The organism is Rhizobacter sp., from assembly GCF_032229685.1.
GTDB lineage: Bacteria > Pseudomonadota > Gammaproteobacteria > Burkholderiales > Burkholderiaceae_C > LMDS01.
In genome coordinates this window covers 1-9,016 of sequence record NZ_JAVTWP010000026.1, presented here as the reverse complement: position 1 = coordinate 9,016, position 9,016 = coordinate 1, and the positions used below count along the sequence as shown (strand labels likewise).

Annotated in this window: 12 protein-coding genes; 11 read left to right on the top strand and 1 reads right to left on the bottom strand. The window is 65.5% G+C overall.

What is annotated here, in order from left to right; genetic code table 11:
- Positions 1-34 precede the first annotated feature (34 nt).
- The 5 genes from AC30PD_RS10365 (at position 35) to AC30PD_RS10345 (ending at position 2,891) form a co-directional block, all read left to right on the top strand.
- Positions 35-586, top strand: a complete 552-nt coding sequence (locus AC30PD_RS10365) for a nuclear transport factor 2 family protein (RefSeq protein ID WP_489535584.1) — start codon at positions 35-37, stop codon at positions 584-586.
- Positions 587-678: 92 nt separating this feature from the next.
- Positions 679-1,236, top strand: coding sequence for a hypothetical protein (locus AC30PD_RS10360; protein WP_489535583.1), 558 nt, complete (start codon positions 679-681; stop codon positions 1,234-1,236).
- Between the two features lie 98 nt (positions 1,237-1,334).
- A complete protein-coding gene (locus AC30PD_RS10355; RefSeq protein ID WP_489535582.1) occupies positions 1,335-1,829 on the top strand; it encodes a GAF domain-containing protein in 495 nt (164 codons plus the stop codon).
- A gap of 66 nt (positions 1,830-1,895) precedes the next feature.
- Entirely contained in the window at positions 1,896-2,429 is a 534-nt protein-coding gene (locus AC30PD_RS10350) for a DoxX family protein (protein WP_489535581.1), read from the top strand.
- A gap of 192 nt (positions 2,430-2,621) precedes the next feature.
- Entirely contained in the window at positions 2,622-2,891 is a 270-nt protein-coding gene (locus AC30PD_RS10345) for a hypothetical protein (protein WP_489535580.1), read from the top strand.
- A 220-nt stretch (positions 2,892-3,111) separates the two neighbouring features.
- On the opposite strand, the gene AC30PD_RS10340 is transcribed toward AC30PD_RS10345, so the two are convergent.
- Positions 3,112-4,044 (bottom strand): YicC/YloC family endoribonuclease, encoded by a 933-nt coding sequence (locus AC30PD_RS10340; protein ID WP_489535579.1) that lies wholly within the window; start codon positions 4,042-4,044, stop codon positions 3,112-3,114.
- Positions 4,045-4,071: 27 nt separating this feature from the next.
- On the opposite strand from AC30PD_RS10340, the gene AC30PD_RS10335 reads away from it, so the two are divergent.
- The 6 genes from AC30PD_RS10335 to AC30PD_RS10310 form a co-directional block, all read left to right on the top strand.
- Entirely contained in the window at positions 4,072-5,040 is a 969-nt protein-coding gene (locus tag AC30PD_RS10335) for a serine/threonine protein kinase (protein WP_489535578.1), read from the top strand.
- A 12-nt stretch (positions 5,041-5,052) separates the two neighbouring features.
- Positions 5,053-5,970 (top strand): PP2C family protein-serine/threonine phosphatase, encoded by a 918-nt coding sequence (locus AC30PD_RS10330; protein ID WP_489535577.1) that lies wholly within the window; start codon positions 5,053-5,055, stop codon positions 5,968-5,970.
- 39 nt (positions 5,971-6,009) lie between these two features.
- Positions 6,010-6,735, top strand: coding sequence for a ribonuclease PH (gene rph, locus AC30PD_RS10325; protein ID WP_489535576.1), 726 nt, complete (start codon positions 6,010-6,012; stop codon positions 6,733-6,735).
- A gap of 2 nt (positions 6,736-6,737) precedes the next feature.
- Positions 6,738-7,367, top strand: a complete 630-nt coding sequence (rdgB, locus tag AC30PD_RS10320) for an RdgB/HAM1 family non-canonical purine NTP pyrophosphatase (protein ID WP_489535575.1) — start codon at positions 6,738-6,740, stop codon at positions 7,365-7,367.
- The gene (hemW, locus tag AC30PD_RS10315; protein ID WP_489535574.1) at positions 7,360-8,598 is read left to right on the top strand and encodes a radical SAM family heme chaperone HemW; all 1,239 of its coding nucleotides are present in this window, start codon (positions 7,360-7,362) and stop codon (positions 8,596-8,598) included. Before rdgB ends, hemW begins: the two co-directional genes overlap by 8 nt.
- 108 nt (positions 8,599-8,706) lie before the next feature.
- A partial coding sequence (locus AC30PD_RS10310; RefSeq protein ID WP_489535573.1) for a GGDEF domain-containing protein occupies positions 8,707-9,016 on the top strand: 310 nt, incomplete at its 3' end.

The following is a 9,016-nucleotide window of genomic DNA, read 5'->3' as shown; positions in this document are numbered from 1 at the left end:
AGATATCGCCGGCTTCGACTCCACGGCTGGGAGCATGGGTCGCCAGCACCGCAGAAACACCGTCTGGCACAAAGTGGCTTGGAGAGGCCTGACTCCTCGCTCGGCCGGGCCCGCTGCGACAGGCCGGTCATCCCAGGCGTTAGGCGCCACACTCGCGAATATTTGCTCCGCTCATGCCATGGACCCATCAACGCCTGGTTCTGCTGCCACACCCGATGCCGACTTCTTCTGCGCACTAGAGGTCGAGAGAACCCAAGCCATCGTCGCCCGCGACATGGCAGCGATAGAGCGGCTTCACGCGCCTGGGTACGAGCTCATCAGTCCACCAGGTCGCGTGATGACCCGCGAAAGGTACTTGTCCCTCATTGCGGCTGAGCCGTTCTATGCGAGTTGGGAACACGGCACCATGAGGGTCCGCTTTTCCGCGGGCATGGCGGCGGTTCGGTACCGGGCGAAGATCACATTTCCGTCTGGCAACGTTGTCGATTGCTGGCATACCGACATCTATGAGCTTCAGGCGGGCTCATGGAGAGCAGTCTGGTCGCAGGCGACCCGGTTGCCGCAAGAGCCGCAAACTTCGGCCTGAGATCAATGACGCGCAACCATTCCTTCAGGCAGGCCCGCCTTCGGCGGACTGCTTGAGTCAGACGTCAGGCCTCTGGAACCAGGCGATCGCGCATGTCACGAGAGACCTACCTGCTCTATGCCCTGATCGTGGCGTGCGAAGTCGGCTTCTGGATCGTCTTGCTGCTGGGTCTCGGGGCTCGCTACTTGTTTCGCCGGGAGGCACTCAGCCGCGTGCTCCTGCTCAGCCTGCCTCTGATCGACATGCTCCTCCTGGCTTTCACCGCGATGGATCTGCGCGGGGGAGCCGCACCGACTTTCGCCCATGGTCTGGCCGCAGCCTACATAGGCTTCACAGTGGCGTTCGGAGGAATGGCTGTTGGTTGGGCTGACGTGCACGTTGCCCACCGGTTTGCTGGCGGGCCCGCCCCGGCCAAGAGCCCGTCTCGCGGTTGGCCGTTGGTGCGCTACGACCTCCTGCTTTGGGCCAGAAGCCTGCTGGCCTGCGCCATTACGGTGGCGCTGATCGAAGCCCTCGTCTGGTTCGCCGGCGAAGGCGCGGCAACGGAGGCACTGCTCTCATGGCACAAGCGTGCCTTCGGATGTGTCGTGCTCTGGTTTTTCTTCGGCCCGGTCTGGAGCATGGCAACGGCATGGCGCCGTGCGAACTGACGCCTACCCGATCGGACGAGACATCACTCAGGTATCGCGCCTCGCTGACAATGAGCTCGGAGACAACTTTCGGGATGTAGACAATGCCAGCTGATTCGATGACTGCCGCTGCGTTCGACGACTTCCGCGGCCGGCTGGATGCGCGTGGTGTTCGGGATGCGCTCGCGTACCTGGCGCACCGGTCCGACTTCCGCTTCATCGGCATCTGGGGTTTCCAGGACGGGATGGCCGATGCCCTTGTCCACTACGACAAGGAGAACCCGGAGGTGACACGCGCCACCGCGGTGCCCGAAAACGCGACCTACTGTTGTTTCGTTCGCGACTCGAGAGGGCAGTTCACGACCGCGAACGCGATGCGCGACCCACGCACCGAGGGCCATCCGGCGCGCCATTCCGTCCCTTCCTATTGCGGCGTGCCGATCATGGATGCCGAGGGCACTCTTCTCGGCACCTTGTGCCACTACGATCTGGTGCCCCGTGATCCTTCCACGCTCGATCTCGAGTTGCTCTTGCAGGCTGCGAGCGCGCTCGCGCAAGGAGGCTTCGTTCCACCCTATCCGCCACCGGAGACGAGTGCGTCGTCGGGCGTCTGAACTGGGCTCTCGAACGCCACGGTACGCGATCGTCGACGATCGGGCACGTCCGTACTGCGAGCATCGATGGGCTGCACGGACCGCCTTGAACCATTGACTCCGATGCCTCTTCAGACCCAGCGCCGACCCTTCGATGTCGGGACCGACTTCCACATCGCCGACACGACGCTCGAAGCGGTCGTTGAACGGCCTCGCCCCCATCGTCTTCGCGTGGTGGCCCTGGGCTTCGTTTTCCTGTGGTTCTTCGTGGGCGGCATCGCGCACTTCGCGGCGACCGATACCGAGATGCGCATTGTTCCGCCCTACATACCGTGGCCGCGCGCTGCGGTGCTGGTCAGCGGTGTTTTCGAGCTGATGGGTGCGGTGGGCTTGCTGTACTGGCGTACGCGTCGACTGGCCGGCATCGGTCTTTTCTTGCTGACGATTGCAGTCACGCCGGCGCACATCTACATGCTGCAGGTGCCAGAGCTGTTTCCGGCTGTGCCGGTCTGGGCGCTGTGGCTGCGTCTGCCGATCCAGGTGGCGTTGCTGGCGCTGATCGCCTGGTGCACCGTCGCGTCGGACGACTCCAGAAGACTGTTCGGTCGAGCGCGGTCCTAGCGCGACGGCCAAGGTCCCGCCGCTTGGGATTGGCGTCCCGGCAGTGCCTGCCGTCGGGCTCACGGGCGATGCCCACGCCTCGGCGGCGTGGGCGCTGACGGCGCCTTGTCCCACACGACTCGGCGTCACCGCGCCATGGACGCGGGCCCGTGTCCTAGGCAGAGCCGGTTCTTCGGGCCGCATGATCGTCGAATGAAAAACGAACAGCACGTCAGTTACAAGGGCCGCAACATCACGACTCGATGCATCGAGATGTTCGACTGGTCGGCTCGTCCGGGAACCACCAAGGCAACGCACACGCCGCTTCATTACTTCACCGGTAGCTTCTCCATACGAGAGACCCACAGCGATCTCGCGTGGCAGCAGTTCCAGCGCGCTGGCTTCGGCTCCGCCGATGCCGCGCTGGGCAATGCCTTGAGTGCGGCTCGCCGCTCCATCGACCAGCGGCGCTCCGGTTCCTGAATCGGCCACTCCGGATGCTGGCTGCGGCGATTCACTTCCCGGAGGCTCCTGTGAGGCTGAGGGTTTTTTGTCGGGGAGCACGCCAAGAGCGCCGCGAACCTGAATAACCCCACCACAAACCCCACAGGTTGCGCACGCTTCGCTGCGACGCCCTGGGACGGCCATCCTTACACGACAGTGGGTTAGCTCAACTTCAGGGACCTCTCGGGCCCCCGAAAAGCTACTCGAGGTTTTGCACCTGCTCGCGCATCTGCTCGATCGCCACTTTCATCTCCACCGAGATGTTGGTCAGCTCGAGCGCCGAAGCTTTCGAACCGAGCGTGTTCGCCTCGCGCAGAAGTTCCTGGATCAGGAAGTCGAGCCGTTTGCCGACCTCGCCGCCGGCCGTCAGCAGCCGGGCGATCTCGTCGAGGTGCGAGCGCAGGCGAGCGAGCTCTTCGGCCACGTCGATGCGGATCGAATACGCCGCCGCTTCGTTCAAGGCACGTTCCTGCGAGGCTTCGCGCGATATGGACTGTGCCGCCCCGGTGCTTTCGAGCGCTTCTTGCCAGCGTTCGAGAAAACGTTGCTGCTGGCGCTTCACGACCGCCGGCACCAGAGGCTCGGCCTGCGCCGCCAGTTCACGCAGCCGCCCCACGCGCTCCATCAATACGGCCACGAGGCGCTCGCCTTCGCGCCCACGCGATTCGCGCAGGCCGGTGATGCAGCGTCTGGCGGCTTCCATCGCCGCTTCGTCGAGCTTCTCGCTCGGCGCGCTGCCCTTGCACCACTGCAACACCTCGTGCACCGACAAGCCTTGCGCTTTCGGCAGCCAGCCCTGGACCGTGCTTTCGAGGCGCGTCAGGCGGTTGAGCTGGTCGGGCTGGGGTTGAGGCCAGTGCGTCTCGGTATCGGTGCGGGTGTTCAGCCGCAGTTCGATCTTGCCGCGCCGGAAGGCCACGGTGAGCAGCTCGCGCAGCGCCGGTTCGAGCGCACGAAACTCGTCGGGCAAGCGAAAACCGAGGTCGAGGAAGCGGCCGTTCACAGAACGTAACTCGATGCTTACGCCGCCGTGCGACTGTGGTGCCAAATTGTCCGCAGACGCTGTTGTTTCATGGGTGGAAGCAGGCCCGGAACTGGCGCTTGCAAAACCGGTCATGCTGTAGACTGCCATGAGAATTTACCCACCAAAAACCGGATTATGTCAAAGCTCAAACCCGCTCCTTTGCCATCCGGCACGGTGGTGGGTGGCTATCAGGTCATCAAGAAACTGGCGGCCGGCGGCTTTGGTGTGGTGTACCTGTGCGAAGACCCGGAACGGCACCTCGTCGCACTGAAGGAGTACCTGCCTTCATCGCTGGCCGAGCGCTCGCCGGGTGAACTCACACCGCGCGTCAAGCCCGAGAAGCAGCCGCTGTACCGCCTGGGCCTGAAGAGCTTCTTCGAAGAAGGCCGCTCGCTCGCGCAGATCAGCCACCCGAGCGTGGTGTCGGTGCTGAACTTCTTCCGCGAGAACGAAACCGTCTACATGGTGATGAACTACCTGCAGGGCGACACGCTGCAGGACTTCATCGTCACCGCCCGCGACCTCAAGCGTGACAAGGTGTTCCGCGAAAGCACGATCCGTTCGTTGTTCGACGAGATCCTGCGTGGCTTGCGCATCGTGCACCAGCACAAGATGCTGCACCTCGACATCAAGCCCGCCAATATCTTCATCACGAACGAGAACAAGGCCGTGATGCTCGACTTCGGCGCCGCGCGCGAAGTGCTGAGCAAGGAAGGCAACTTCATCCGCCCGATGTACACGCCAGGCTTTGCCGCGCCCGAGATGTACCGCCGTGACGGCACGCTCGGCCCCTGGACAGACATCTACGCCATCGGTGCCTGCATCTACGCCTGCATGCAGGGCTACCCGCCGAACGACGCGCCGCAGCGCATCGAAAAGGACCGCCTCGCGCTGAGCCTCTCGCGTCTGCGGAACGTGTACTCCGACAACCTGATCGAGGTGACCGAGTGGTGCATGTCGCTCGACCCGCTGTCGCGCCCGCAAAGCGTGTTCGCTCTGCAGAAAGAACTGGCGCGCGAGACCGAGCGCCGCTACACCAAGCTCAGCTTCAGCGAACGGCTGAAGCTGCAACTTGAAAACCTGACCACGGGCGCCAAGGCCTGATCGACACTCTTCATGCGCTTCTCCGTCTACCAGGTCAGCCGCAAGGGCGGCCGCGAAAAAAACGAAGACCGCATGGGCTATTGCTACACGCGCGACGCGGGCCTGTTCGCGCTCGCCGACGGCATGGGTGGCCACCCCGAGGGCGAGGTCGCTTCGCAACTCGCGCTGCAAACGCTGGCCGCCATGTTCCAGCGCGACTGCAAGCCCACGCTGCCCGACCCGCTGCGCTTCCTGAACGAAGCCATCATCGCCGGCCACCACCAGTTGCTGCGTTATGCGACCCAGAAGGCGTTGATCGACACGCCGCGAACCACCATCGTCGCGTGCATGCTGCAGGGCAACGCGGCCTACTGGGCGCATTGCGGCGATTCGCGGCTGTACCTCGTGCGCGGTGAGAAACTGATCGCCCGCACGCGCGACCATTCCTATTCCGAGCTGCAGCAGACCATGAGCCAGGTCGTGCCGATGAACGACCGCTTCAACCGCAACGTGCTTTTCACGTGCCTGGGCAGCCCGGGCAAGCCGGTGGTCGACACGGTGGGCCCGTTGATGCTGCAGAGCGGCGACCGCCTGCTGTTGTGCTCCGACGGCCTGTGGGGCACGGTCAGCGACACCGTGATCACCGAACAGCTCGCGAACCACAGCTTGTCCGATGCCGTGCCCGAACTGGTCGAGCAGGCGTTGCGCAACGGCGGCGCCAAGAGCGACAACGTCTCGGTGCTGGCGATGGAATGGGAATCGGCCGAAGACAACGACAGCACCGGCGGCATCTCGACGCAGTCGCTCGGTGAAGAGGTCTTTGCCTCGACCATCCAGGCCAGCGTGCTCGGCCAGGAAGTGCCCGACGAACTCGACGACGCCGAGATCGAACGTTCGATCCGCGAGATCAACGAAGCCATTCGCCGCTCGTCGCAGGCCAAGAAGTCGTAGCCGCACATCGTTTCGCGCCGCGCGTGGACAATACGCGCCATGACTTACCAACGCTCCGATTCCCGCCGTGCCGACGCCCTGCGTCCGGTCACCATCACCCGCCACTACACACGCCACGCCGAAGGTTCGGTTCTGGTCGAGTTCGGCCACACGAAGGTGCTGTGCACCGCCTCGGTGGAAGAAAAAGTGCCACCGCACAAACGCGGCAGCGGCGAAGGCTGGGTCACGGCCGAGTACGGCATGCTGCCGCGCGCCACCCACACCCGCAGCGACCGCGAGGCGGCGCGTGGCAAGCAGAGCGGGCGCACGCAGGAAATCCAGCGCCTGATCGGCCGTTCGCTGCGCTGCGTGTTCGATCTGAAAGCGCTCGGTGAGCGCACCATCTCGCTCGACTGCGACGTGATCCAGGCCGACGGCGGCACCCGCACGGCGGCGATCACCGGCGCTTTCGTCGCGGCGCACGACGCGGTCAGCTGGCTCCAGGCGCAGGGCAAGCTCACGGCCTCACCGATCCGCCAGTTCGTGGCCGCCATCTCCGTCGGCATCGTCGAAGGCACGCCGCTGCTCGACCTCGAATACACCGAAGACTCGTCCTGCGACACCGACATGAATGTGGTCATGACCGCGGCCGGCGGCTTCGTCGAGCTGCAAGGCACGGCCGAAGGCGCGGCGTTCTCGCGCAGCGAGATGGACGGCTTGCTCGGCCTGGCCGACAAGGGCATCCGCGAACTGATCGCCGCACAGCGGGCCGCGCTGGGGCTCTGAGCGTGCGGCTCGTCCTCGCGTCGAACAACCAGAAAAAGCTGGCCGAGCTGCAAACGCTGCTCGCGCCCGCTGGCGTGACGCTCGTGACCCAACAATCGCTGGGCATCACCGAGGCCGACGAGCCGTATTCGACCTTCATCGAGAACGCGCTCGCCAAGGCGCGCCATGCAGCGCAACACGCGCAAGGCCCCGCCATCGCCGACGACTCCGGCCTGTGTGTCGATGCACTGGGTGGCGCGCCGGGCGTGATTTCGGCGCACTTCGCGGCGGTGGATTTGCCTTCAGGCAACCGCGAGACACAACGGCAGTTTCAGGACGCGGCCAACAACCGGCTGTTGCTCGAACGCCTGCGGCCCGCCACGGATCGCCGCGCCCGCTTCGTCAGCACGCTGGTGGCGGTGCGCTCGGCCGACGACCCCGAGCCGCTGGTCGCGGTCGGCCGCTGGCACGGCGAGATCCTGCATGAAGCGGCCGGCCACGGCGGCTTCGGCTACGACCCGCTGATGTTCATTCCGGCGCTCGGGCGCGCCGTCGCCGAACTCGGCCCCGAGCTGAAGAACGCGCACAGCCACCGCGCCATCGCCGCGGGACAGATGCTGCAATTGATGCGCGACGCGTGGCACCTTGGCTGAGATCCCGATCCACGCCGAGGCGCCCGCGGCAAGCACCGAGCCGGTGAGCGAGCGCCTAGCGCGCTACATGCGCCCGGGCACCTTGTCGCTCGCGGCGCTGCCGCCCTTGTCGCTGTATGTGCACTTGCCCTGGTGCCTGAAGAAGTGCCCTTACTGCGACTTCAACTCGCACGAGCTGAAAGGCGAGCTGGCGCAGGCGAACTACCTCGACGCGCTGCGCCACGACCTGGAGGCGGCTTTGCCCTTCATCTGGGGCCGGCGAGTGCACACTGTCTTCATCGGTGGCGGCACGCCGAGCCTGTTCGCGCCCGAGGCCATCGAACAGTTGATCGGCGACATCCGTGCCCGCCTGCCGCTCGAGCCGGGCTGCGAGATCACGCTCGAAGCCAACCCGGGCACGTTCGAGCGCGACCGTTTTCGCGGCTACCGCGCGGCCGGCGTCACGCGGCTGTCGATCGGCGTGCAGAGCTTCAACGACGCCCGGCTCGCCGCGCTCGGGCGGGTGCACGACGCGGCGCAGGCGATCGCCGCGGTCGAAGAAGCCCAGCGCTCTTTCGAGACTTTCAACCTCGACCTGATGTACGCATTGCCGGGCCAAAGCCTGGCCGAGTTCGACGCCGACCTCGCGCAGGCACTGGCCTTCGAGCCGCCACACCTGTCGGTCTACCACCTCACCATCGAAGCCAACACGCTGTTCGCGAACCAGCCCCCCGCACTGCCCGACGACGACACCGCCTTCGAGATGCTCGACCGCATCAGCGCGCGCACGGCCGAGCGCGGCCTTGAACGCTACGAGGTCTCGGCCTTCGCGCGCCCCGGCCACCGCTGCGCGCACAACCTGAACTACTGGGAGTTCGGCGACTACCTGGGCATCGGCGCCGGCGCCCACAGCAAGCTCTCGTTCCCGCACCGCGTGGTGCGCCAGACGCGCTTTCGCGACCCGGCCACCTACGTGCGGCAGGCGCTCGCCGGCCAGTGTGTGTCGAACGACGAAGAGGTGGCCCGCAGCGCGCTGCCTTTCGAGTTCATGCTCAACGCCACGCGTCTGAAAGAAGGCTTCGAGCTCGAGCGTTTCAGCGAACGCACCGGCCTGCCGCGCAGCGCATTGCAAGCGGCGCTTGCGCTCGCCGAAGAGCGCGGCCTGATCACGCGCGATTTCGTGCGCGCCCGGCCCACCGAGCGTGGTTTCGACTTCCTGAACGATCTGCAGGCCTTGTTCCTGCCCGCCTGAGTCGACACGATTTGCGGCGCTTTTCACCGGCTGTTCTCGTGCAAGCGCCGCAGGGCCCGCTGCTAGACTCGGCCGCACGCAGGCGCACGCCCTGCATCCCATTCGCCATTGCGTGCCAGGACTGACCTCATCGCCTCCGACCACCCTTCGCTGAAGCTGGCAGACGCACTGCAGTTGCTGCAGCGCTCCGGCCACCCATTGCCAGACCGTTCGCAGGTCGGCGACGTGGTCTGGCTGCAGGCCTTGATCGATGCGCTGTGCGAGATCTCGAGCCGCGACCCGCTCACCGGCCTGTCGAACCGCCGGCAGTTCGAGCTGGCGCTGGCCAGCGAGATCGACCGCGTGGCGCGCGCCGGCGAGCCTGCGCTGGTGCTGATGATCGACATCGACCACTTCAAGAAGGTCAACGACACCCACG